Source organism: Collinsella sp. SGI.095, from assembly GCF_050314535.1.
Classification (GTDB): Bacteria; Actinomycetota; Coriobacteriia; order Coriobacteriales; family Coriobacteriaceae; genus Collinsella.
Window position 1 is genome coordinate 82024 of record NZ_JBNPNG010000005.1, and the last position, 25116, is coordinate 107139.

The 25116-nt window shown below is 58.0% G+C and carries 22 protein-coding genes and 6 tRNA genes; 2 read left to right on the plus strand and 26 right to left on the minus strand.

Annotated features, from left to right (window positions below):
• Positions 1-5 precede the first annotated feature (5 nt).
• Both ACQRCA_RS03430 and ACQRCA_RS03435 read right to left on the minus strand, forming a co-directional pair.
• Complete coding sequence (locus ACQRCA_RS03430; protein ID WP_427718603.1) at positions 6-584, minus strand: urease accessory protein UreE; 579 nt, start codon at positions 582-584, stop codon at positions 6-8.
• Between the two features lie 3 nt (positions 585-587).
• Positions 588-1016: an FKBP-type peptidyl-prolyl cis-trans isomerase gene (locus ACQRCA_RS03435; RefSeq protein ID WP_117640821.1), complete on the minus strand. Its 429-nt coding sequence runs from the start codon at positions 1014-1016 to the stop codon at positions 588-590.
• A gap of 120 nt (positions 1017-1136) precedes the next feature.
• Between ACQRCA_RS03435 and ACQRCA_RS03440 the strand changes: the two genes are divergently transcribed.
• Positions 1137-2150, plus strand: a complete 1014-nt coding sequence (locus ACQRCA_RS03440) for a dipeptidase (RefSeq protein ID WP_427718605.1) — start codon at positions 1137-1139, stop codon at positions 2148-2150.
• 74 nt (positions 2151-2224) lie between these two features.
• Positions 2225-3001: a M48 family metallopeptidase gene (locus ACQRCA_RS03445; RefSeq protein ID WP_427718607.1), complete on the plus strand. Its 777-nt coding sequence runs from the start codon at positions 2225-2227 to the stop codon at positions 2999-3001.
• Between the two features lie 6 nt (positions 3002-3007).
• Here the strand turns inward: ACQRCA_RS03445 and folB are convergent, their stop codons facing one another.
• The 24 genes from folB to ACQRCA_RS03565 form a co-directional block, all read right to left on the minus strand.
• Complete coding sequence (folB, locus tag ACQRCA_RS03450) at positions 3008-3493, minus strand: dihydroneopterin aldolase (RefSeq protein WP_427718610.1); 486 nt, start codon at positions 3491-3493, stop codon at positions 3008-3010.
• A gap of 43 nt (positions 3494-3536) precedes the next feature.
• Positions 3537-4118 (minus strand): HD domain-containing protein, encoded by a 582-nt coding sequence (locus ACQRCA_RS03455; RefSeq protein ID WP_195838586.1) that lies wholly within the window; start codon positions 4116-4118, stop codon positions 3537-3539.
• A gap of 2 nt (positions 4119-4120) precedes the next feature.
• Complete coding sequence (gene folE / locus ACQRCA_RS03460; protein ID WP_427718613.1) at positions 4121-4678, minus strand: GTP cyclohydrolase I FolE; 558 nt, start codon at positions 4676-4678, stop codon at positions 4121-4123.
• A gap of 67 nt (positions 4679-4745) precedes the next feature.
• Complete coding sequence (gene nrdG / locus ACQRCA_RS03465; protein ID WP_154517419.1) at positions 4746-5327, minus strand: anaerobic ribonucleoside-triphosphate reductase activating protein; 582 nt, start codon at positions 5325-5327, stop codon at positions 4746-4748.
• Between the two features lie 426 nt (positions 5328-5753).
• Positions 5754-7976, minus strand: coding sequence for an anaerobic ribonucleoside-triphosphate reductase (gene nrdD / locus ACQRCA_RS03470; RefSeq protein WP_427718616.1), 2223 nt, complete (start codon positions 7974-7976; stop codon positions 5754-5756).
• Between the two features lie 567 nt (positions 7977-8543).
• Entirely contained in the window at positions 8544-8726 is a 183-nt protein-coding gene (locus ACQRCA_RS03475; RefSeq protein ID WP_427718618.1) for a hypothetical protein, read from the minus strand.
• A gap of 216 nt (positions 8727-8942) precedes the next feature.
• Positions 8943-9017, minus strand: a tRNA-Val gene (locus ACQRCA_RS03480).
• A 3-nt stretch (positions 9018-9020) separates the two neighbouring features.
• Positions 9021-9096 (minus strand) — tRNA-Gly (locus tag ACQRCA_RS03485).
• A gap of 81 nt (positions 9097-9177) precedes the next feature.
• Entirely contained in the window at positions 9178-10089 is a 912-nt protein-coding gene (locus ACQRCA_RS03490; protein ID WP_427718621.1) for an alpha-amylase family glycosyl hydrolase, read from the minus strand.
• Positions 10090-10529: 440 nt separating this feature from the next.
• Positions 10530-10605, minus strand: a tRNA-Gly gene (locus tag ACQRCA_RS03495).
• A 42-nt stretch (positions 10606-10647) separates the two neighbouring features.
• Positions 10648-10721: transfer RNA gene (locus ACQRCA_RS03500), tRNA-Cys, on the minus strand.
• Positions 10722-10756: 35 nt separating this feature from the next.
• Positions 10757-10832: transfer RNA gene (locus tag ACQRCA_RS03505), tRNA-Gly, on the minus strand.
• Positions 10833-10937: 105 nt separating this feature from the next.
• Positions 10938-11684: an anti-sigma factor antagonist gene (locus tag ACQRCA_RS03510; RefSeq protein WP_427718624.1), complete on the minus strand. Its 747-nt coding sequence runs from the start codon at positions 11682-11684 to the stop codon at positions 10938-10940.
• Between the two features lie 81 nt (positions 11685-11765).
• The gene (locus ACQRCA_RS03515; RefSeq protein WP_427718627.1) at positions 11766-14111 is read right to left on the minus strand and encodes a GAF domain-containing SpoIIE family protein phosphatase; all 2346 of its coding nucleotides are present in this window, start codon (positions 14109-14111) and stop codon (positions 11766-11768) included.
• A gap of 59 nt (positions 14112-14170) precedes the next feature.
• A tRNA-Leu gene (locus ACQRCA_RS03520) sits at positions 14171-14260 on the minus strand.
• A gap of 590 nt (positions 14261-14850) precedes the next feature.
• Positions 14851-15879, minus strand: coding sequence for an ABC transporter ATP-binding protein (locus tag ACQRCA_RS03525; RefSeq protein WP_154517434.1), 1029 nt, complete (start codon positions 15877-15879; stop codon positions 14851-14853).
• Positions 15880-16971 carry an ABC transporter ATP-binding protein gene (locus ACQRCA_RS03530; protein ID WP_154517437.1) on the minus strand — a complete coding sequence of 364 codons (1092 nt, stop codon included), beginning with the start codon at positions 16969-16971 and terminating at the stop codon, positions 15880-15882.
• Positions 16972-16973: 2 nt separating this feature from the next.
• Positions 16974-17909 (minus strand): ABC transporter permease, encoded by a 936-nt coding sequence (locus tag ACQRCA_RS03535; protein ID WP_427718631.1) that lies wholly within the window; start codon positions 17907-17909, stop codon positions 16974-16976.
• A gap of 14 nt (positions 17910-17923) precedes the next feature.
• Positions 17924-18961, minus strand: a complete 1038-nt coding sequence (locus ACQRCA_RS03540; RefSeq protein ID WP_427718633.1) for an ABC transporter permease — start codon at positions 18959-18961, stop codon at positions 17924-17926.
• Positions 18962-19116: 155 nt separating this feature from the next.
• A complete protein-coding gene (locus tag ACQRCA_RS03545; RefSeq protein ID WP_427718635.1) occupies positions 19117-20793 on the minus strand; it encodes a peptide ABC transporter substrate-binding protein in 1677 nt (558 codons plus the stop codon).
• Between the two features lie 294 nt (positions 20794-21087).
• Complete coding sequence (secG, locus tag ACQRCA_RS03550; RefSeq protein ID WP_006236144.1) at positions 21088-21342, minus strand: preprotein translocase subunit SecG; 255 nt, start codon at positions 21340-21342, stop codon at positions 21088-21090.
• A gap of 164 nt (positions 21343-21506) precedes the next feature.
• Complete coding sequence (gpmI, locus tag ACQRCA_RS03555; protein ID WP_427718639.1) at positions 21507-23060, minus strand: 2,3-bisphosphoglycerate-independent phosphoglycerate mutase; 1554 nt, start codon at positions 23058-23060, stop codon at positions 21507-21509.
• 5 nt (positions 23061-23065) lie between these two features.
• Positions 23066-23833, minus strand: coding sequence for a triose-phosphate isomerase (gene tpiA, locus ACQRCA_RS03560; RefSeq protein WP_154517452.1), 768 nt, complete (start codon positions 23831-23833; stop codon positions 23066-23068).
• Complete coding sequence (locus tag ACQRCA_RS03565) at positions 23826-25016, minus strand: phosphoglycerate kinase (protein WP_427718642.1); 1191 nt, start codon at positions 25014-25016, stop codon at positions 23826-23828. The genes tpiA and ACQRCA_RS03565 overlap by 8 nt, the downstream gene beginning before the upstream one ends.
• Positions 25017-25116: the final 100 nt, after the last annotated feature.

The window sequence follows — 25116 nt, forward strand, 5'->3', positions numbered from 1 at the left end:
GCACGTTAACCGCGCGCCTTTTTCACGATCGTAAAGTCGGGAGCCATACTCACGACGACCTCCGCCGCACTCGACGCAAAGCGCCGGTCCGTATCGAGTTCACGGGTAACCACCGAGAGCATAACGCCCTCGACACCCCGGAGCATGCGGCCCAAAACAGGCTGTACCGGCGTATACATGCGTACGGTATGCTCGTCCGAATCGCCTCGGAAAAGCGGCGCGTGCATATTGCCGATCTCCCAGCACGCATGCGCGAGCGCAATCGGATCCATGCGGTCGACTTCGACCAAATAGACCTCGGCGCTGCGCAGGCGCACGACAACCGCCACGGGCACCATGCCCGAACGGTCGATGGCGAGCACGTCGCCGTCGGCAAGACGACTGCCGTCGGCAGCATCTAGCCGAACATCGACCGTGCGCCCCAGCTCCGTCACGCCCGCAAACGCGCATACATCAGCCTGGTCCCAATCGAGCAGCAGCTCGTCAACTTCAAAGATGCCACCCAGCTCCCGACGAAGCAGGAGTTCATAGGACGGATCGTTGAGATTTCCCAAGCATGTCGTCGAAACCAAGCGTTCAGGCATACTCTAATCCTCGACCTCGACGAGCTCGATATCAAAGTTGAGATCCTTGCCGGCCAGCTCGTGGTTAGCATCGAGCGTCACGGCCTCGGGCGTCACATCGATGACAACGGCAGGGACAGGCATGCCGCTCGGCGTGGACAGGAAGAGCTTCATGCCCTTCTCGATCTGCTCGATGTTGGGAACCTGCTCGGCCGGGAAGGTGATAACCATCTCGGGATTGTGCTCGCCGTAGGCATCGGCAGCAGGAATGTGCACGGTCTTCTTCTCGCCCACCTGCATGTCGACAACGGCGGCATCGAAGCCCTTGATCATCTGACCGGCACCGCAGGTGAACTCCAGCGGCTCGCCGCGATCGTAGGAGCTATCGAACTGCGTGCCGTCGTCGAGCGTGCCGCGATAATGAGTCTTGACCTTCTTGCCCTGGTTGGACATGGAAACCTCCGTGATAAGGGCGGCACACAACGCGGGCCGCCATGAACGTATGGCGCTAACTATACCCTAGTCATACAATTCGAAGACAGTTTGCAAAGAAACGCTGCAACCGGAGGAACCATGGCATATCCCGTATTTGACTTGCACTGCGACACCGCCGACCGCATCGGCTGGGCCACGCTCGATCTCGACCTGCGCTTTACCGCCGGCACCGACGGTTATTTCCCCGGCGACGAGACGCATCCGCAAGATTTCGACCTCATCGAGGGCAATGCCTGCGCTATCTCGCTCGCAAAGATCGGCAACACGCCGTGGGCACAGTGCTTCGCCACGTTTATCCCCGACGAGATTCCCACCGCCCACGCCGCGCGCTTCCAGGCGCAGATCATGGCGCATATGAGCGGCCAGGCAATGCTCAACCACGACCGCATGGTCAACGTGCGCAGCGCCGCGGACATTCGCCCCGCGCTCAAGGACGGCAAGGTCGCCTGCATCCACACCATCGAAAACGCCACGTTCTTTGCCGAGGACCCCGCACTGATCGAGGTGCTCAAGAGCTTGGGCGTACTCATGTCATCACTCAGCTGGAACGCGCAGGGGCCGCTCGCGAGCGGACACGATACCCACGCCGGCCTCACCGCCGCCGGCATCGAGGCACTTACGCAGATGGAGCACGCCGGCATGGTGCTTGACGTCTCCCATCTCAACGATGAGTGCTTTGACGAGGTCGCCGTCCGCGCCACGCGTCCCTTCGTCGCCAGCCACTCCAACTCCCGTGCGGTTTGCGGCGCCAAACGCAATCTTACCGACGACCAGTTCCGCACCATTCGCGACATGGGTGGCATCGTCGGCCTCAACTACTGCAGCGAGTTCCTTTCCAACGACGCAACCGACAAGACCGCCGCAGACGTCACCTTCGATCAGCTGGCGGCACATATCGAGCACTGGCTCGACCTGGGCGGCGAGGACGTCATCGCGCTCGGCGGCGACTGGGACGGCGCCACGGTGCCCGCTTTCCTCTCCGATGCCAGCAAGATGCCCGAGTTCCAGAACATGCTCTCCAAGCATTTTGGCAAGACCGTGATGCAAAAGCTCTGCAGCGACAACGCGCTTGCCTTCTTTGAGCGTTATTAATTTCACATCCCTTGAGCGGGCCGGCATGCCGAACGGTCGACATGCCGGCCCGTCCCCAATCTGAAGGACCGCTTTTGACGCAGCAGTTTACGATTTCCGTATCCCGACCGGATGGGATGCCCATCCCCGTCGTCGTTACCAAAAAGCGTGTCAAGAACTTCAACCTACGCGTCACATCGAGCGGTGAGGTCCACGCCAGTGCGCCGCTCGGTGCCACCCGCGAGCGTATCGAAGCATTTGTGAAGCGCAACAGCGCCTGGATTATCAGCCGACTTGCCCAGCGCGAGCAACGTCAGGCGACGGAGCGAGAGCCGCTCAGCCCCTCGTCCATCATTGCGCTTTGGGGCAAGCCCATCACGGTACAAGATGCGCTCGATCACAACTTTGCATCACCCGCACCGCGACCCAAACAGGCCACCTTCGCAAGTTTTATGGGTACCGACGAGCCAAGTGGGCGCGCGCAGGCAAAGCAGCGCACGGCCCTCGACGGCCTAACGCCCGATGAGCTCCAAGCCCGCATCGACCAGCTCTATACATCCGAGGTCACCACGGCGCTGCGCGATATGGTGCGCACATACGAAATCGCAATGGGTGTCGTCGCTTCCCGCGCTTCCGTGCGCAGCATGAAAACGCGCTGGGGCTCGTGTACGCCCAAAACCGGTGCCATTCGCATCGCACGCGAGCTTGCCGCCTACCCCGTCGAGTGCCTTGACATGGTTGTCGCCCACGAGCTCGTCCACTTGCTCGAGCCAAGCCACAATCAGCGGTTTCACGCCCTGCTCGACACGTACTGCCCCAACAATAGAGCTCTGTCGCAGCGGCTCAAGCAGCCACCCATAGAGACGTATTAGAACCGGTTAGCGCACGCGCTCGATCTCGACACCGCAGCTTGCCAGGGGAAGACCGACGGGCGCCCAAGGCTTATCGAGCTTAACACGCACGCCGAGCAGCAGAGGGTAACGACGTAGCAGCATCTGGGCCACGCCCTCGGCTGCGGCCTCGATGAGCTTAAACGTATGCTCGCGCAGATAGCCATCGACATCGTGGCACACTGAGCCGTAGTCAATCGAGGCATCCAGGTTATCGTGCTCCCCTGCTGCACGCAGGTCGGCATAGAGCACCAAGGACACGATGAACTTCTGACCCAGGGCGTTCTCCTCGGGATACACGCCGTGGTTGGCAAAGACCTCAAGACCTTCAACGGTGATGCGATCGGCATGGCGCAGATCGTCATAGCTCACGTGGGGCACCGCCGTTGCGGTGGATATTTCGCCCCTTCCACGGCGGGCGAGCTCGGCGCCTTCAGTCTTGGTTGCATTCTCGGGCAGTTTCTTGTTGGTCATCGCGATCGTCTCCTTCGTTTAGAACCCCGACCGCGCAAACCAACTACACGCGAATCGACAGGTTCTTTTTATCATCGCTCCAGTTGCAGGCATTGCGCGCGGGGCATGCAAAGCAGGCGCGCGACGCTTTGTCAGCTGCATAGAGCAGACGCTCAAGCGGTTGGCTGTTCACGCGCAGCTTTCTATGGCCTAAAATGGCCGTCTTAATGGCCGCGGCATCGGCCGGATCAAATGCCACGTCATCGGGCATGCCGCCAAGAATCGCATCAGCGACGCGCTCGCTTGCAACATCATGGGATATACCCGATTCATACTGTTCATCTTTGCCGATATCGTGAAGAAGTGCCGTGGCGTAGATGACCTCGCGGTCAAATTCGAGCTGTTCCTCAAGATTCTTAATCCACATAATGCGCGCGACATCCAGCAGATGGTCAATACCGTGGCGGCAAAAGATGCGCCCCGATTCCAACTGTGCAATGTTGCCCAGGTGCCGCCGGAACAGCCCGTTGGCACAAATGTAATCAATGCGAGGCATGGCGCCAAAGGGAGTCAGGCCCGAAGCCATAAAACCGCGACGCGGCGTCCCCTCATCGGTCTTCGATGTAAAGTCGTTGACGACTCTCATGGTTAGCGGCCCAGCATCCTAAAGAATCGCTCCTCGAGCGCGGGATCGGTCTCAAAGACACCGCGACGAGCAAGCGTTACGGTCTTGGTACCGGGCTTTTGCACGCCGCGCATGGTCATGCACATATGCTCGGCTTCCATCAGCACGATCGCCCCTTGGGGAGCAAGATATTCCATGAGGGCATCGGCAACCTGCGCGCACAGCTGCTCCTGCAGCTGCAGACGACGGGCATAGACCTCAACCGTGCGAGCAAGCTTAGACAGACCCGCCACGCGACCGTTAGGGATATAGCCGATCGCAGCCTTGCCATAAAACGGCAGCAGATGGTGCTCGCACAGCGAGTAAAACGTAATATCGCGCTCGATAACCAAATCGTTCGAAGCGACGGCAAAGGTTTTGGACAGGTGCTCCTCGGCACTCCGGCCCATACCGCCGGCAATCTCGCCATACATACGGGCGACGCGTGCCGGGGTCTCCAGCAGGCCCTCACGAGTTGGGTCCTCGCCTATACCTTCAAGCAGCAGCTTAATAGCAGTCTCGACTTTTTCCTGATCGACCATCTGGGCCTCACTTTTTTCGATTTCGCGTTCGCGCTATGGTACCACGCTGGCACGCAACCTCTTCCAGCTACATAGTATGGGTCGAATAGACCGGATCGTCCCGCCAAAGCTCCACAGCGTCGCAAAGCGCAACGCCCTCGCGCGCAGCACGAGCGCGCGTGGCGTTCATGTCGATCACGCGCTGATTGCTCGAGCCCCTAAAGCGCAACGAGATATCGTACAGATCTTGAACGAACGGACCGTCTACCAGCATGTCGAGGCAAGCAAGGATACGGTCCGTCACGTCGGTATGGTGACGGCCGCCCGGCATTAGTTCCTCGAGCACATCACCGGTAAAGCACCAAATGGTCTTCCCAGACTCCACAGGATAGGTCGCACGCACGCGTTCGATAAAATCAACGAGCCCCGCCTGGTTCTCGGGTTCCATAGGCTCCCCGCCCAGAATCGTCAGGCCATCAATAAAGGGATGATCAAGACTATCGATGATTTTGTCCTCGACGGCACGATCGAACGGTTCACCCGCGGCAAAGTCCCACGCGACGGAGTTAAAACAATTCTTGCACCCACGACGGCACCCACTCACAAACAGAGAAGTACGAACGCCTTCTCCATCAGCAATGTCGAAATACTTAATGTTCGCGTAGTTCATAGGTAACCTTCCTGGGGGTCTGGAGCATATCATCCCGTCCTCAAACATTCTCGGCCTTCGGCCTGCGAAACTGCGGGCGGGACGATATGCTCCAGACCCCTCGCGAGCGACACTCGGTGAACGAAGCGAACATCGAGTATGGGGTTCGAGGCCCAATAAAAACTGGGTTGTGGCTCAACCGCCATCGCAAGTAAATCGCAGCTGCAGCTCGAATTATTACCGCTAAGAACTTCGAGGAGTGAGCAGACCGCATACTGCATCTCAGCTACATCAACTTGGCTGCCCCGTAGCGAGGCCCCGGACCTTTGCTCGATATGAGCTCCGCACGAACAGGAGGCGCCAGTGGCGCCTCCGTCGTGAGCCAGGACTGTCCGAAATAGCGATTAAAGGTCCGGGGCCTCGCTACGGGGCAGCCTGGGGTGGTTATTAGAGATGCAGCACGCGGTCGCGGATCTCCTCGGTTCGACCCTGGTTCCAGAACTGGGTACCGATGTAGCCGCACGTGCGACGGGCGACATTCATCTTCTCCTGGTCACGATTGCCGCAATTGGGGCACTCCCACACCAGTTTGCCATCGTCCTCGACAATGCGAATCTCGCCGTCATAGCCGCACACCTGGCAGTAATCGCTCTTGGTGTTGAGCTCGGCGTACATGATGTTGTCGTAGATGTACTGCATTACGCGAATGACCGCCTTGAGGTTGTCCTGCATGTTGGGAACCTCAACGTAGGAGATAGCACCGCCCGGCGAAAGCTGCTGGAACATGCCCTCAAACTTAAGCTTGTCGAAGGCATCGATCTCCTCGGACACGTGGACGTGATAGCTGTTAGTAATGTAGCCCTTGTCCGTCACGCCCGGGATAATGCCGAAACGGCGCTGCAGGCACTTGGCGAACTTGTAGGTCGTCGACTCAAGCGGGGTGCCGTACAGCGAGAAGTCGATATCGCTTTCGGCCTTCCACTCGGCGCACTTGTCGTTCATGTGCTGCATGACGGCCATGGCAAACGGCGTGCCCTCCTTCTCGGTGTGGCTGTGGCCCGTCATGTACTTGACGCACTCATACAGACCGGCGTAACCCAGGCTAATGGTGGAATAGCCGCCCACGAGCAGCTTGTCGATCGTCTCGCCCTTCTTAAGGCGCGCCAAGGCACCGTACTGCCAAAGAATCGGCGCAGCATCCGAAAGCGTGCCCATCAGGCGCTCATGACGGCACAGCAGGGCACGGTGGCACAGCTCAAGGCGCTCATCGAAGATCTTCCAGAACTTGTCCATGTCCTGATGCGAGCTCAGCGCGACATCGGGCAGGTTGATGGTCACAACACCCTGGTTAAAGCGACCATAGTACTTAGGCTTGGTCGGGTCATAGTTCAGAGCGTTGGCGACATTGTTAAAGCCGTTGCCCGAACGGTCGGGCGTCAGGAAACTGCGGCAACCCATGCAGGTATAGCAATCGCCGTTGCCGGCGGTCTCGCCCTTAGACAGCTTGAGCTCGCGCATCTTCTTCTCGGAGATGTAGTCGGGCACCATGCGCTTGGCGGTGCACTTGGCGGCGAGCTTGGTCAGATAGAAGTACGGCGAATCCTCGCGGATGTTATCGTCCTCGAGCACGTAGATGAGCTTGGGAAACGCCGGGGTGATCCACACGCCGGCTTCGTTCTTAACGCCCTCATAGCGTTGACGAAGCGTCTCCTCCACAATCATGGCAAGGTCGTGCTTCTCCTGGGGCGTACGGGCCTCATTGAGATACATAAAGACCGTCACGAACGGCGCCTGGCCATTCGTGGTCATAAGGGTCACGACCTGATACTGAATCGTCTGGACGCCGCGACGAATCTCATCGCGCAGGCGTTCCTCAACGACCTCGCGAACCTTCTCGGCAGATGCCGAAACACCGAGCTCCTCAAGCTCGCGAGCGACCTCGCCGCGAATTTTTTGACGGCTCACCTCAACGAACGGGGCGAGATGGGTCAGCGAAATAGACTGACCGCCGTACTGGGAGGAAGCAACCTGGGCGATAATCTGCGTCGCGATGTTGCAGGCGGTCGAGAAGCTGTGCGGCTTCTCGATCAGCGTGCCCGAGATAACGGTGCCGTTCTGGAGCATGTCCTCCAGGTTCACCAGATCACAGTTGTGCATGTGCTGGGCAAAGTAATCCGAATCGTGGAAATGGATCAGACCCTCATTATGGGCATCCACGATCTCCTGGGGCAGCAGCACGCGTTGGGTCAGGTCCTTGGAAATCTCGCCGGCCATATAGTCGCGCTGAACGGAATTGACGGTCGGATTCTTATTGGAGTTCTCCTGCTTAACCTCTTCGTTATTGCACTCGATCAGCGACAGGATCTTGTCGTCGGTCGTGTTCTTTTGGCGCTTCAGGCTCTGAACATAACGATAGATGATGTAGCGGCGAGCGACCTCGTAGCAGTCGAGACGCATGATCTCGTCCTCGACCAGATCCTGGATCTCCTCGACCGATACGGTATGGCCGGCCTTCTCACATGCCTCGGCGACGTTTTGCGCCGCATAGATCACCTGGCGGTCGGTAAGACGAGAGCCCTCCTCGACCTCCAAGTTGGCGGCGCGAATCGCATTGACGATCTTATCGATGTCAAAGGCAACCTCGGTGCCGCTGCGCTTGATGATCTTCATCCTCTTGCCTCTTTCGCGTCGTAATCCCATTGCGCTTCAGAGCCAAACGATGCCTGGCAGGGCTTGTCCCTGTCTTGCGGCGCCGTCGCGCAATCTGTGTTCTCGATAAACCATAGGTCCTCATGCGGACAATCCTCGCGGCCGATCAAGCGGCTCAAAGGCGTGTCCAAATGGGACGAACAAGGTCTTCGTTCTCTGTCCGCTATCTATCATACGACAAAGACGCCTCTATATCCTGTATTCTTTTTTTAGGTCAAACACAACATATAGTGTTTCAGCAGGTCAAAGCAATTGGTCATTTTACAGACGCATTAATTATGAGGGTTTCTTGGCAAGTCGGTAAAACGTTAGCAACGCGGCTACCTGCAAGGCAGTTATAAAACCCCCTAGTCAAGCCGCCGACAAATCCTACCAAAACCAAGCCGATCACGCGAAAAGAATCCAAAAGATTATGCTTGACCAACATGTTGCGGTCGAATGCCGGCGGACGGAGCGACGGGGCTGCAAACGCTCGGAAGACTACAGCCCCGACACCCCGTCCGCCGGCATTCGATAGGCGAGGAGCTATTAGTTCTCTTCGCGAGCTATCATGCGGCCGAGAGCCGCTGTAAAGGGATCGAGCAGCACGCCGGCGATAACCACAAAAGCCCACCCCTTTGTGACAAGGCCCGCCCAGCGCGCGAAGAACATACGGCCTTCAATCGTTCCGAATCCTCCCTGGAAGGCAATCTCGCCAAAACCGATCACCATAAAAGATTGCGCGGGGGTCAACCATGGAAACGCGGGCGACGTGCACGGTTATGATCAAAATAATCATCTCCCACGAGACCAAGAGGCCAATAACGACAAATTATGCTGGGCAGCAAATGCAACGTGAAAAAGCGACCGAGGTCGATAATTTGACGGCATATTATGTGTGTTTATAACAAAACAGTCCAGAAGCAAAGCCTCTGGACTGCGAACATTTGGTGGGCGTTACAAGATTTGAACTTGTGACCTCTTCCGTGTCAGGGAAGCGCTCTCCCCCTGAGCTAAACGCCCAAATGGAGCGGACAACGGGGCTCGAACCCGCGACCCCAACCTTGGCAAGGTTGTGCTCTACCAACTGAGCCATGTCCGCTTACAGGGATTAATCTTACGTGATACCCGCATCCTATGCAAGAACTTTTTTTTGAAAAGTTTTGCGACGCTCTCGCGAACCTCACGAAGACATCAGCCACCTCAAAAAGGCCGAGCTCCTCACCCTGATACACGTATGCCGAGCCCGGAAGCGCCAGCTCAAGCAAAAGGGCCGCCCGCGCGCGGCGCTCGCCGAGTTCACGGTCCTCGTCATAAGACGACCCGTCGCGTAAGAGCCAGTCGAGCGAAATCTGGTGGTAGCGCGTCGCCTTGATTTGCGGCAGGGCATAGCGCGTCGCCACTCGCGATAGATCTCGTGGACCTCGTTGCGGTCCCACAGCGGATGGGTGCCGTCGTCAACCATGTCATCGCCCTCGGCGAGATGCCACCGGTCTAGGTCATCGCGGTCGAGGTCCTTGGCGAGACCGTGCGCCACATCAATGCGAAAGCCATCGACGCCTCGATCGCTCCAAAACGTCAGGACGTCGCAAAAGAACGCATGAACCTCGGGGCATGACCAGACAAAGTCCGGCTGCTCGGGCGTAAACATATGCAGATACCACTGACCGTCCGCAACACGCGTCCAGGCGGGGCCTCCAAAGTTGGCATTCCAATTGGTGGGAGGCAGCTCGCCATGTTCGCCGCGACCATCGCGGAAGATATAACGGGCGCGCTCGGGCGATCCGGGGCGGGCGGCAAGAGCGGCTTTGAACCAGGGGTGCTGGTTGGATGAATGATTGGGCACGATGTCGACGATGACCTTGATGCCGCGCGCGTGAGCCGCAGCGACCATGTCATCGAAGTCGTCAAGCGAGCCGAGACGTGGGTCGACATCGCAGTTATCCGCCACATCATAGCCACCATCGACAAGAGGCGATGGGTAAAACGGGCTCAACCAGATGGCCTCGATGCCCAGCCGCTCAAGATAGTCCATCTGCTGGGTAATGCCCGCGATGATACGCCCAAAGCTGTTATTAGCGGCAAACAACGCCACAGCCACGCCCCAAGACGCTCGCTCCCTCTCGGCTTCGGGCCTCCCGGGACGAATCGACCGATTAGTGAAAAGAACGGAAAACCCACTCCCCCGGTCACGACAGCGAGCGGGCTCCGGGTGCCCCAGGTTGCCGCGAAAGAGGAGGGAAGCGTACTTTATGTACGCGACCGACGATTGAGGGGCAAGATGGGGTGCCCGGGGCTCGCGCAGCGTCAACAAAAAAACGCGGTTCGTTAGAACCGCGTAAGATAGCTGGAGCGGACAACGGGGCATCCGCGTATCCGCTTCGCGGATCCGCACCGGCTTCGGCCGCCTGCCGGCGACCTCGCCAGCTCGCTACAAACGCTCCGCGTTTGCTTAACGCTCGCTCCCTCTCGGGTTCGAGCCTCTGCAATGGGTACGAAAAAGCCCGGCTACCCTGGTAGTCGGGCTGTTGTGCTTGGAGCGGACAACGGGGCTCGAACCCGCGACCCCAACCTTGGCAAGGTTGTGCTCTACCAACTGAGCCATGTCCGCATATGTAAAACAAAACGGGCGCCGGAGCGCCCGGATGTTGCCTGGAGGCGAAGCCCGGATTCGAACCGGGGGTAAAGGCTTTGCAGGCCTCTGCCTTACCACTTGGCCACTTCGCCGAAAAAGGACCGTTAAGAACGGTCCGGAAATGCAATGGAGCGGACAACGGGGCTCGAACCCGCGACCCCAACCTTGGCAAGGTTGTGCTCTACCAACTGAGCCATGTCCGCTTGCGGGTTATTAATTTACGCGAGTTATCCAAAAGACGCAAGTACTTTTTTCAAAAAAGTTGCCCAAAGCAAGTTTACGCAGGGAAATCATGTCGATCCAAGGCGCTAAGCGCACGATTCCAATGCCGAGCCAAACAGCTTCACCATCCGAACGCGTGTGCCGGCACCATCCGTGCGACGGGCAACCTCCACATTATCGACGAGCATGCGCATAAGCTTGATACCGCGTCCGCGTTCCTCGGATGCCATCGGTTCGCTCGCTCCATCGATAGAATAGCCAGCGCCTCGATCAAGCACCTCAAGCACAACACGGTCCCCATAGGCCTGAATCGTCAGGATGCAGCCAACACCGCCCGCATGGTCATATGCATTACCCAATGCCTCCCCCAACGCTAATGCGACGTCATAGCGCTCATCACGCCTCAGGGGAAGCGATTCGAGAATCTCGGCCACACGGTGCCGATAATACGGGAGATTCTCGATGCCTCGCTGCACCTTGACGCTCTTGCTCCATCGCGGCAACTCCCCCACCGGAATGGCGGGAATCGACTCCCGCACCGGACCCGCAACATGAAGGATGTCGACAAGTCGGGCAATCTCCAAAAAGCGAACGACCTCATCGGAGGCGTTAACAAGCGAAAGCAGCCCTTCTCGTCTCATAAGCTCTCTGGCACGCGTAAGCAAAAACGCCAAACCCGTCGAGTCGATAAAGCCCACGGTCTGGCAATTAATGACAACACGGCGCACGCCCCGGTCGATTAAATTATCCAACCGTCGGCGCAGCTCGGGCACCGAGGCGATATCGATATCGCCCGATGGCGTCAAAACCGCTATGTCATTCCACTCATTCATGCGACCATGGTTCCCCAAAAGAGCTCGCTCGATGCACACTTTTCTGCAACCGTTAGGATTCTGTATGCCCAACGTCGCGACCTACGATCGACCCCGTAAAAACTCAAGGGACACCAATGCAATGTCATCGTCCAGCGCCGAGTCGGTAAAGCGGTCAAGCTCGCCCAAGACCTTACCGCAGATGCCCGATACGCCCTCACCCGAAACAGAGAGTAGAAGGTCGCGCAGGCGCTGCTCGCCAAAGAAAGCACCCGAGCGGTCGCGTGCTTCGATCGTTCCGTCGGTATACATAAACAGCATGTCACCAGGATCGAACGTAAACACGCCCGTCTCGTACACCATGCTCTCAAAGGCACCAATCACGCCCGATTGGCACCCAAGGAGCTCCACTTCTCCCCCGCAGGTCTCTCCTCCGCCATGCGGCGTCGACGACGGCCTAATGACCATAGTGGGAGGATGTCCCGCAGAGCAATAGGTAGCGCGGCCCGCTTTAAGATCAATCTTGGCGATAAACGCCGTCACAAACGTCTCGACCCTCGAAAAGCCCATGAGCATGCTATTGAGCGAGCGGGCCATGCGAGCGGGTCCCGCACCCTCCCAGGCATAAGCCGTCAACGCCGTCTTGACGAGCGCCGACATCGACGCCGCCTCAATTCCTTTGCCGGAGACATCGCCCAATATCATAACGGCGCAATCGTCGGGAAGACGGATAAGCGTATAGAAGTCACCACCGACCAACGCCGAATTCGTTGCCGACAGGTATACCGAATCGGTTGCGATGCCCGGAACGTCGCCTAGCGAATTTCTCATGCCAATCTGAAGCGTCTGAGCGATATGACGCTCTTCACGCTTTTGAGACTCGCCCTCATAGATCAGCTCAAAGTCGTGTGCCAAATGCACCATGTAGTCGTATTCAAGGTCGTCGATTGGCTCCTGGCTGCCATCACGGAGCAGCAAAACGCGCCTCGTCGGTCCCTTGGCGATATCAGCGGGCACGATTGCATCGTTGCTTCGCGTACCATCCGCCTCCGAGTGGCAGCGCCCCGCCTCGATACCGGAGTCGACATAAAGTCCCTGACACGGCAGGCCGTGGGCTCTCAACCATGCGCCCATAGTCGTGGATTCGTCCACGCGCGTAAGGCGCACGTGCTTGAGGTCGTCGGCGCTCGTCCCACCCAGCACCGATGTCTCAAATCCATCGGAAATTGCCCCCAGGCGCGCCGCCGGCGTCGTGACAGAAAAGAAGAGTGACTCCGGATCGCCCGGCAATGCCACACGACTGCCGCCTTCAAAATCGATGACATAGGTTCCGAGGCCCGCATCATACTCCACGGGGCAGAAATGGCAACTGAGCACAGCGCAGATTTCGGTCGACACCGCACGCGAGGCGGCAATAGGATCATCGAGATAGGCAAACAACTCATCGCGCAGCACGTTGAGAGAACGGCCAAGCTCTGCCGTGCGACGTGAACGTAGACTCGATGCCATGCCGACTAGTTGGATGGAGAGGTAATCGCAAATGACCTCGAGCACGTTGACATCATAGGCAAGCGGCGCCTGCGGACGTTTCCAACCGACCTCCAACACACCGAGCACCTGAGTGCCATAAAACACGGGAAGACATATCTCGCTGCGGTATGGAGGCATATCTTGCACGCGTAGCAGGTGCTTAGAACGATTGTCCAGGTCCATAAACATACCCGAGGCAACCCTATCGCCCTCGAGGTCCTGCTGAATCGACAGGCGGCAGGCACGAGCCTCACGGAGCACATACGTCGGGATACCTGCACCATACGGCATAAACTCGGGCAGGTAGCTGTCATACAGCTCCTTGGAAACACCGCGAAGCTTAAAACCGCCGCTCTCAGAAAAATAGATGGCAGCACCCGAGGCATCGAGGGTTCCTACAAGCTGGTTCAAAACGGTATCCAACAAACTAGGCAGCTCATCGGAGCCCACCGTGCTCATAATGACCGACAACGTGCCCGAGAGGCGCTTATTCGCCACTCTGAGCTCCGAAAGCGCACGCTTGAGCTGACGGTCATGCGAATACTGCTCTTCGATACTATGGAGCGCCACGAGAACACGCGGCGCACGGCGGCCAAAGATACGAGGCGGCGTAACCGAGCCGGCACAAACTAGGACGGGAATAAAGGAGCCGTCACTGAGCTTAAGCATCAACTCGCTCTCGGTACCATTGGTCTCAAAAGGAAGACGATGTTCTGTCGCGCGTTCAAATGCTGACGAGTACAAGAGATCTTTAACGTCCCCGTTGATCACATCGGAACGTTCCTCGCAGATCAAGTCGAGCAAGCGATTGTTTACATGCAAAATGGTTCCGTCGAGCTCGCAGATAATGACAGCATCGCTCGTAATATCGACCAATTGGGCAACGTCAACCCACTCATTGCGCTCAAGCGTTTCCATCGTGAACCTCACCGTCTATCGGTAACAAAAAAGCCTCCGAAGAGGCTTCTCAAATGCGATGGTGTCGGAGGCGGGACTTGAACCCGCATGACCAAAAAGCGGTCACTAGCACCTCAAGCTAGCGCGTCTGCCAATTCCGCCACTCCGACATGCTATGTTGTTGATTCGCAGTTCGTTTTGTTGGACCCGCGCTTTCAACGAGGAAGATAATAACCTATGATTCGAGAACTGTGCAAGCACTTTTTTCAAAAAAGTTTACGAATTTGAAAATGCGCAGGTAAATCTATATGTCCGGTCCCGGATCGGTGTTGCCTCCCGGCGCGTCCTCGGGCACGAGCGATATTTTGCTACGCACTTCGTGCTGCAAAATATCGCTCCCCCTGCGGAATGCGCCGGGAGGCAACACCGATTCGGGGCCTGCAAATACGTACTTCATGCACAGTTCTCAAACATGTTCAGGGGCTGATACAAATTTAGCGGCTCGGCTTTGCCGAGCCCTTATATAAGGAGGCCGGAGCTAAAGCTCCGGCCTCGCTATCTTTCCCATTAGATTAAGTGAGCGATCAGGGAACCGCATTCCACCTGCCGAGTTGCCGCAGGGCCTGCCCTGGTGTTGCTTTTCAGAACATTCCGCAGGACGGAGGAAGCCCCGCAGCGCGTAGCGCGCAGCGGGGCTTCCGACATGTCCGAGGACGTTCTGAAAAGCAACACCAGGGCAGGCCCGGACGAAAACAACCGACTACAGGTCGATGTGCGATTCCTTAATCGGGAACGGCTCGGCGAAGTGGCAGGCGCAGCAGTGGCCCGGAGCAACTTCCCTAAACTCGGGAAGCTTCTCGGAGCAGATGCCCTGCGCGATCGGGCAGCGCGTGTGGAAACGGCAGCCAGTCGGCGGATCCAGCGGTGACGGCGGATCGCCGGCAAGGATGATGCGCTTACGGGACTTTTGGATATCCGGATCGGGAACCGGCACGGCAGACAGCAGCGACTGCGTATACGGGTGGTGAGGCTCGCTATAGAGCGTCTTCCAGTCAGAAACCTCGACTACCTTACCCAGATACATAACGGCAACGCGATCGGAGATGTGCTGAACGACGGACAGGTCGTGGGCGATAAACAGATACGCCGTACCAAACTTGTCCTGCAGTTCCTTAAGCAGGTTCAGAACCTGGGCCTGAATGGACACATCCAGAGCGGATACCGGCTCGTCACAGATAATCAGCTTGGGCTTCAGTGCAAAGGCGCGGGCAATGCCGACACGCTGACGCTGGCCACCCGAGAACTCATGAGGATAGCGGTTGATGTGCTCGGGGTTCAGTCCGACAACGTCGAGAAGCTCGCGGACGCGCTCAATGCGCTCCTCCTTGGTTCCCACGCCGTGAATGGTCATGGGTTCGGAGACGATCTCGCCAATGGTCATGCGAGGATTCAGCGAGGCATAAGGATCCTGGAAGATAAACTGCATCTCGCGACGCATATCCTTGATCTCATGCTTGCTCATTTCGGCAACATCTTTACCCTGGAAGAACACCTTACCGGCGGTCGGCTTGGTCAGGCGCATGATGGTGCGACCCGTAGTGGACTTACCGCAACCAGACTCACCAACCAGACCAAAGGTCTCACCAGGATAAATCTCAAAAGAGATGTCGTTTACAGCAGAGACGACGCGCTTGGAAAAACGCTTGGCGAACATGCCGGACTCTGCGGGGAACTCCTTAGAGAGGTGCTCGACCTTCAGCAGCGGAGTGCGCTCGTTATTGTCTGCCATTTACGCCTCGCCTCCCTTCTTGGAATCCTTACGCGTGCGGGACGTCTCAGGGGCGTTCTTGAGAAACTCGGGGTCACCGGAATAATGACACGCAGAATAGTGGCCGGACTCGGTGACAAAACGCTCGGGGCGCTGCTTGCGGCACTTATCGGTCGCATAGGGGCAACGAGGCGAGAACACGCATCCCTCGGGCAGGTTCATGAGCGAAGGCGGGTTGCCGTGAATCGGCGTAAGCGGCTTCTTCTCATCGATGGCCTGCTCCGGGATGGAGCGAATCAGGCCCCAGGTATAGGGGTGACGGCTCTCGTAGAAGATTTCCTCAGCAGTACCGAACTCGACGGGACGGCCGGCGTACATAACCATGATCTTGTCGGCCATATCGGCGACAACACCCAGGTCATGGGTAATCATGATGATGGCGTTGCCGTTCTTCTCCTGCATTTCCTGCATAAGCTCAATAATCTGAGCCTGAATGGTAACGTCCAGGGCAGTCGTGGGCTCGTCGGCAATCAGAATATCGGGATCGCAGGCAAGGGCCATGGCAATCATGACACGCTGACGCATACCACCAGAAAACTGGTGCGGATACTCATTGACGCGTTTCTCGGGCTCGGGAATGCCAACGAGGTCCAAAAGCTCGGTGGCGCGCTTGAGCGCCTCCTGCTTGGAGTAGCCGCGGTGCAGACGAAGGCCCTCACCCACCTGCTTGCCGATCTTATAGACCGGGTTCAAGGAAGTCATAGGATCCTGGAAGATCATCGCGATATCGTTGCCACGAATGTGCTGCATCTCTTCCTCGGTCATCTCGAGGATAGAACGTCCGCGATAGCGAACGTCACCGCCCTCAATCTTTCCCGGAGGCATCGAGATAAGACCCATGATGGTCATGGCGGTCACGGACTTACCGGAGCCGGACTCACCGACGACACCCAGGGTCTCGCCACGATCGAGCGTGTAGGACACACCATCGACAGCGCGAACGACGCCATCCTCGGTGTGGAAATACATCTTAAGGTCATCAACCTCGAGCAGATGCTGGCCCTCGGGAACCGGCTGGTCCTTCAGGTCCACATAGTTCTTGTTCTTCTTCATCCTTATGCGTCCTTCATCTTGACGTCGAGGGCGTCGCGCAGACCGTCACCCAGCAGGGTGAAGGCGAGCACCGTCGAGAGAATTGCCAGACCGGGCATGATCATCATCCAGGGAGCAGTCAGAAGATACTGCTGGCCGTCCTGAATCATGGAGCCCCACGAAGGCGTAGGCGGAATAACGCCCATGCCGAGGAAGGACAGAGCGGACTCGGTCAGAATGGCGCCACCAATGTTCATAGTCGCGTAGACCACGATGGAGGCAACGGAGTTCGGGAAGATGTGACGCACGACGATACGAGCATCAGATGCACCCATCGCGCGCGCGGCGTCAACATAGTCGTTTTCCTTGACCGTCAAGATCGCGGATCGGAAGACGCGCGCAATCGAAGGCCAGCCAAGAATACCGATGGCGATAAAGACGTTCTGAAGACCACGGCCGATAACGGCGATCATGGCGACAACGAACAGCACGTACGGGAACGCAAGGAAGATGTCCGCACAGCGCATGATGATCGTATCCCAGATGCCGCCGTAGAAACCGGCCAGAGCGCCCATGACCAGACCAATCACCGTGGAGATCGCAGTGGCCATAATGCCGACGGACAGCGAAACGCGTGCACCGTAGATAACGCGGACGAGAATGTCACGGCCAAGGGAGTCGGTGCCAAACGGGTGCTCTGCACACGGAGCCAGCAGCGACGTCTCGGCCATGGTGGTCGAGTCGGAAGCCGTCGGCGAACCGAGCCAGGGCTTAGCCCACAGGTCGGCGGTCAGGGCAACCACAACGACGATGACAATCCAGCAGACACCGATAACGGCGAGCTTGTTCTTACGAAGACGCTTAAAAGCGTCGCCCCACAGCGTGCGGGACTTGGCGGGAGCAGATGCGGCCTTGGTGGCGGTAGCCTGCTCCTGAGACTGAGAATCAGTTTCCTGCATGAGACGTACCTCCCTTAGGCCTTATCCGACGGACCGCCAAGGCGGATGCGCGGGTCGAGGAATGCATAGCTAATGTCGACGAGCAGGTTGATCACCATGACGACGACGACGATGAGCGTAACGCCGCCCATAACGATGGGCCAGTCGCGCATGCTAATGGCGCGATAGACCTCATAGCCGATACCGGGCCAGTTAAAGACCGTCTCGGTCAGGATGGCGCCCGAAAGCATACCGCCAAAGTCGACACCAATATAGGTAACGACGGGGATGAGTGCATTCTTAAGCGCATGCTTGATGATGATCGCGCGATTGGAGAGGCCCTTGGCCTTTGCCGTACGGATGTAATCCTGGTTCATGACATCGAGCAACTGCGAGCGCATGATGCGGGCAGCATAGGCGGTCGAAACCGAAGCAAGCGTGATGGTCGGAAGCACATAGTGCATCCAATCCTGATACTGAGAGCTAGCACCGCCGGCACCCGAAATCGGCATGGAGAATGCGCCGCCGGTGGCATCCTTGAGGATGACGCCAAAGAACAGCTGCAGCAGCATACCGAGCCAGAAAGCAGGAACGGCAACGAGGAACGACGTGGTCAGCGTTACCAAAATATCCCAGAAGGAGTAACGCTTTACCGCCGAAATGATACCCGCACCGATACCCATGATTGCCTCGAGTACGATGGCGCACGCGGCAAGTTTGACCGTATACGGATACTTTTGGGCAAAGATATCCGTAACCGGCAGCTTGCGCTGATAGGAATTACCCAGATCGCCATGAAGCAGGCCGTTCATGTAATACAAGTAACGGTCCACGAGCGACGTTTGAACGGGGTCGCCGTTCTCGTCAAGGATCGCGTTGCCGTCCTCGTCCGACTGGACCAGGTGATAGCGCACGCGAAGCTGAAGCTCCACCTCGGGGGACAGAGCCTTGTCTCCACCGATCAGCTTGATCGGGTCTCCCGGCACGATATTCTGGAGGGCGAACAGAATCAGCGTAACGCCCAAAAATACCGGGATGAACTGAAGCACACGTTTAACGATGTACTTACCCATACCACTCCCCTATCTAGGGATTAACCTAAATGGGATGCCGATCGCCAGACCGGCATCCCAAAATTACCATCAGCCAGTTTACCCCAGGTTAGGGGGAACTGTATGTTTCCCATGAGGTCTACGTAAAAACTTGACCCTCACCAAAGCTGCAAATCTTATGCGAGCTCAGCGGTACCCAGATCAGCATGCTTCTGCGGATCAACATAGAGGTGCTTGATGCGGTCGGAACCAGCGAGGGTGTGCGTGTAGAACATCAGCGGGATGACCGGGCAGTCAGCAGCGACGATTGCGTCGGCCTCCTGCATCTTAGCGACGCGCTCTTCGTCGTCAATCGCGGTACGGGCCTCGTCGACCTTGGCGTCGAACTCGGGGTTGTTGTAACCAGAACGGTTGTCGCCACCGAGGGAGTCGGAGTGGAACAGCGGATACAGGAAGTTGTCCATGATCGGGTAGTCGGCAATCCAGCCCAGACGACCGAACTGATAGTTGAGGTTCTGATACTGTTCGAGCAGGGCAGACCACTCGGGGGTATCGGAGACGGCGGTAATGCCAACCTTGGCGAGGTCGCCGATGATGGACTCCATGATCTCCTTGTGGCCACCGTCCTGGTTGTAGGACAGAGTCACGTTAATGCCACGGTCACCGTTGGCGTCGGCAGGAGCAACCTTGTCGAGGTACTCGTTAGCCTTGTCGACGTCATAGGCGCAGAACTCCCATGCGCCCTCCTTGTAGCCATCGATACCCGGAGGAACAATGCCGTCAGCGGGGGTGCGGGTACCCTTGAAGATGGTCTTGCAGATGGCCTCGCGGTTGATGGCCAGGGAGATGCCCCTGCGCAGATCGGCGTTGTTGAACGGCTCGGCCGTGGTGTTGCAAGTCAGATAGTAGGTGGAAGGCTCGGCACCGAGCAGCATGCGCTCGCCGTCGCTCATGGTGTAGCCATCCTTGGACTCGCCACGGTCCTTCTTGGCGGCATCGATCTGAGCAACGGGAACGTCGCAGACGTCGAGGTTACCGGCCTGGAACTCCTTGTAAGCAGTCTCCATGTCCTTGATGACCTGGAAGTGGATGCCATCGATCTTGGCCTTGTCGCCATAGTAATCGTCGAACTTCTTGAGGTTGATCTCCTGACCATCCTCCCACTTGCCGTCCATCATGAACGGGCCGTTACCAATCGGGGCAAGGTAGAAGCTCTTGGCATCGGACTCGGCGCACTCGGGAACCGGGGCCAGAGCCGGGTGGGTGGCGACGAAGGGGAAGTCGGCGTAAGCGGAAGACAGCTTGACGACGAGGGTCTCATCGTCAGGGCAGGTAACACCGGTGAGCTCGGTAGTGTTACCGGCAAGCAGATCGTCATAGCCCTCGACCATGGAAAGGTGATAGGAGACCTCGGAAGGACCATACTCTTGAGCGACAGCGGACTTGGTGCTGACCAGACGCTCCCAACCGAGCTTAAAGGACTTGGAGGTAACGTCATCACCGTTGTGGAACTTGGCCTTCTTGATCTTGAAGGTAAACTCGGTGGCGTCGTCGTTGGCCTCGAAGGACTCGCAAGCCAGCGGAACGATCTCGCCCTTCTCGGCGTCATAAGAGGTCAGAGCGTCAAAGAGCTGGTACTCGACCTGAGTGCCCTGGTCCTCCTGGACATTGTAGGGGTCGATGCAGACCGGGTTATTGATGTAGAAGTTCAGCGTCGAACCGGACTCAGAACCGGAAGCGTCGCCGCCCTTCTTGCCGCATGCGGCAAGAAAAGCCATGGAGCTCGCAGCAAGGGTACCGCCGACAAAGGCGCGACGACCCATAACGGGCTGGTGGAACATAGAATCAGCCATGCCATCCTCCTTATGAGATAGGACAAAGAAATGTTCAGTCGGACATATGTCGAGACAATCCGATCCGAACTATCGAAACGCCGCCCGTTGCTATGGCTGGTTATGCACAACAGGCCAACGTTTTCAATACAGTAGCGCATTTTATGCACGATTTGGGGCTAATTCCGGTTAACGGTCGAGAATTTCTTTAGTTGGGCGCAGTATGTGGTGATATTCTGACTCTGTTACAAATATGTAAACAAAAAGGGTCCCGCACTTGCGGAACCCTTTTCAATTATTTTATGCGGCTCGTGCTTAGTAGCCCACGATGCCCTGCGGGAAGAAAAACATGCACAGCACGACGCACACGGCAAACACGACAGCCATGATGACGGTCAGGCGGTCAAGGTTCTGCTCCATAACGCCCGTGGCAGAGCTGGAGTTATACAGCGAGCTGGCGATCATATCCGAAACGCCGGTGCCCTTACCGGAATGCATCAGGACGAGAATCGTCAGCGCCACGGCAGAGACAGCCCAAACTACAAACAGCAGAATCTGAAACGGACCCATAGAGAAGCTCCTTAATAGAACAATTCAAACTCCAGTACTGTACCACAACCCCCGACACTCCCCACCTGCCATTTGGGGACGAGGTAGAAATGGCAGAAATACCAAAAAAGGGGGTTGCCCGAATATGGTCAACCCCCTTGCAAAGAAACGCTTGGCGTTTTCTCTTAGGCCTCGGTCGCGAGCACGCGGCCCGTCATCTCGGCGGAAGGCTCCAGACCAGCCATGGTGAGCATAGTCGGGGCGATATCGGAAAGTCGACCGTCCTCGATACCGGCGAGCTGCGCCTTCTCATCAACGATGATGAACGGCACGCGGTTGGTGGTGTGAGCCGTAAACGGATGCTTGGAACCGTCGGAAGCAACGTCAAACATGTGATCGGCGTTGCCGTGGTCGGCGGTAATCAGCGCAAAGCCGCCCTTAGCGAGAATCGCCGGGACAACCTTGGACAGGGCATCGTCAACAGCCTCGACGGCCTTAACGGCCGCGTCGAAGACACCGGTGTGACCAACCATGTCGCAGTTCGCGAAGTTCACAATGTAGAAATCAGCGCGGTCCTCGTTGATGGCAGCGACGAGCTTCTCGGTAACCTCGGGAGCGCTCATCTCGGGCTGCAAATCATAGGTAGCAACCTTGGGGGAAGCGACGAGCACGCGCTCCTCGCCCTCCTTGGGCTCCTCGATGCCGCCGTTAAGGAAGAACGTCACGTGGGCGTACTTCTCGGTCTCGGCGGTGTGCAGCTGCTTCAGGCCATTGGCTGCGATTACGTCGGCCAGAACGTTCTCGGGGAACGTCTTGGGGAAGGCGACCTCGACGTCAAACGTCGGATCGTATTCGGTCATCGTTACAAAGTGCGAGAGCTTGATCTGCTCGCGCTCAAAGCCGTCGAATTCCTTGTCCGTGAACACGCGGGTCATCTGACGAGCGCGGTCGGGACGGAAGTTGAAGAAGATGGCCGCGTCGCCCTCGTGGATACCCTCGTTGTGGGCAGCGAACGGCTCAACGAACTCATCGCCGCGCGGATCCTTCTCGTAGTAGGCCTTGATACCGGCAACGGGGTCGGTATCGGCATCGGACGCATTGACCATGACGTCGTAGGCGCGCTCGATGCGCTCCCAACGGTTGTCGCGGTCCATGGCCCAATAACGGCCCGAGACGGTAGCAACGCGAGCGTCGCAACCAGTCTCCTCGGAGATCTTGGCCAGGAAGGCGCAGAACTCGCTCATGTAGCCGGCACCGGACTGCGGATCGACGTCGCGGCCATCCATAAAGGCGTGAACGCGAACGGTCTTAATGCCATACTGGGCAGCCATCTTGACCAGGGCCTCGACATGGTTCATGTGAGAATGAACACCGCCGGGGCTCATAAGGCCCATGAGGTGCAGGGTCTTGCCCTCGGCCTTGACGTCATCCATAGCCTTGACGAAAACCTCGTTCTTGGCGATGGAGCCGTCCTTGATGGCGTTGTTGATGCGCGAAAGCTCCTGAAACACGATGCGGCCGGCACCGATGTTGAGGTGACCCACCTCGGAGTTGCCCATCTGGCCGTCGGGAAGGCCCACGTCCTCGCCCGAAGCACCGAGCGTGGTGTGAGGATACTTCTCGTACAGGCTATCGAGGAAGGGCGTCTTGGCGGCAGCGACGGCGTTCTCGCCGTCGGCCGGAGCCAAGCCGCAGCCATCCATGATGATTAGGAGTGCAGGAAGATGACGCTGTGCCATATGCCCTACTCGCCTGCCTTGACGACCATAGAGGCGAAGTCGGCAGCCTTGAGCGAAGCGCCGCCCACGAGGGCGCCGTCAACGTCGGGCTTGGCAACAAGCTCAGCGATGTTGGCGGGCTTGGCGGAGCCACCATAAAGAACGCGGATGCCGTTGGCGAGCTCCTCGCCGAACATCTCCTTGAGGGTCTCACGGATAGCGCCGCAGACCTCCTGAGCGTCCTCGGCGGTAGCGGTCTTGCCGGTGCCGATGGCCCAGATGGGCTCGTAGGCGACGACGACCTGCTTGGGGCAGGTGATCTCAAGACCCTCGAGACCAGCCTTGACCTGGTTCACGACATGCTCGACATAGGTGCCGGCCTCGCGAACCTCAAGGGACTCACCGCAGCAGAAGACGGGAACAAGACCGGCGGCAACGAGAGCCTTAGCCTTCTTGTTCTGGTCCTCATCGGTCTCGTGGAAGTAGTCACGACGCTCGGAGTGGCCGATGATGCAGTAGGTGCAGCCAGCGGACTTGAGCATGTCGCAAGAGGACTCACCGGTGAAGGCACCCTTGGCCTCCCAGTACACGTTCTGTGCACCGAGGGCGATGGGGGCAGCCTGAATGCGGTCATGAACCGTAGTAATGTCGATGGTCGGAGGGCAGACGAGCACCTCGACGCCAGCCGGAACCTCGGGCAGAGCCTGGGCCAGCTCGTCGGCGAGCTTGGCAGCCTCGGCGACGTCGTTGTTCATCTTCCAGTTACCAGCGATAAGAAGGGTGCGATTAGGCATCGAGAAGCGCCTCCACTCCGGGCAGGGCCTTACCCTCGACGAGCTCCATGGAAGCGCCACCGCCGGTGGAGATCCAGCTCATCTTGTCGGCCAGGTTAAACTTGTTGACGGCTGCGACGGAATCGCCACCACCGATGATCGAGGTGCAATCAGCCTCGGCGACAGCCTCGGCGATAGCCTGGGTGCCGTGAGCGAAGTTGTCGAACTCAAAGACGCCCATGGGGCCATTCCAGAATACGGTCTTGGCGCCCTTGACGGCCTCGGCGTAGAGCTCCTCGGTCTTGGGGCCGATGTCCATGCCCTCACGGTCGTCGGGGATAGCGTCGGAAGCGACAACCTCGGGGACAGCGTCCTCGCCAAAGTGGTCGGCAACGCGGTTGTCGATGGGGAGCAGGATCTTGACGCCCTTCTCCGCGGCCTTCTTGAGCATCTCGCCAGCGCGCTCGACCCAGTCCTCTTCCTTGAGGGACTGACCGACGGTCATGCCCTGAGCCAGGAAGAAGGTATAGGCCATGCCGCCACCGATAATCAGGGTGTCGGCGGAGTCGATAAGGTGATCGAGAACGCCGATCTTGGAGGAAACCTTGGAACCGCCGACGATGGCGACGAAGGGACGCTCGGGCTCGGCGAAGATACCGGTCAGCGTGTCGACCTCCTTCTCCAGAAGGAAGCCAGCGACTGCGGGCAGGTAAGCGGCGGGACCCACGACGGAACCCTGGGCGCGGTGAGCGGTACCGAAGGCGTCGAGAACGAAGACGTCGCCATAGGAAGCGAGGGTCTTGGCGATCTCGGGATCGTTCTTCTTCTCACGCTTGTCAAAACGGACGTTCTCGAGAACGAGGACCTTGCCCGGCTCGACGGCGGCGACGGCCTCGGCGGCCTTCTCGCCATAAGTGTCGGCGACAAAAGCAACATCGAGACCAGAGAGCTCGGCGAGCTTCTTGGCGACGGGCTCGAGGGAAAGCTCGGGCTGGAAGCCGGTGCCCTCGGGACGGCCGAGGTGGCTCATGAGGATAACGCGAGCATTGTGCTCAACGAGATAGTTGATGGTGGGCAGGGCAGCCTTGATACGGGTGGTGTCGCCAACGACGCCATCCTTGATGGGCACGTTGAAGTCAACGCGGACGAGAACGCGCTTGCCGTCGACATCGATGTCGCGGACGGTCTTCTTGGTAAAGGCCATGTTTGCTTCTACCTTTCGTACGTGTCTGCCTCCCATTACGGCAGACGATTTCTTATAAAAAGGGCGCGACCTTAGGGTGTAAGCCCTATAAGGCCGCGCC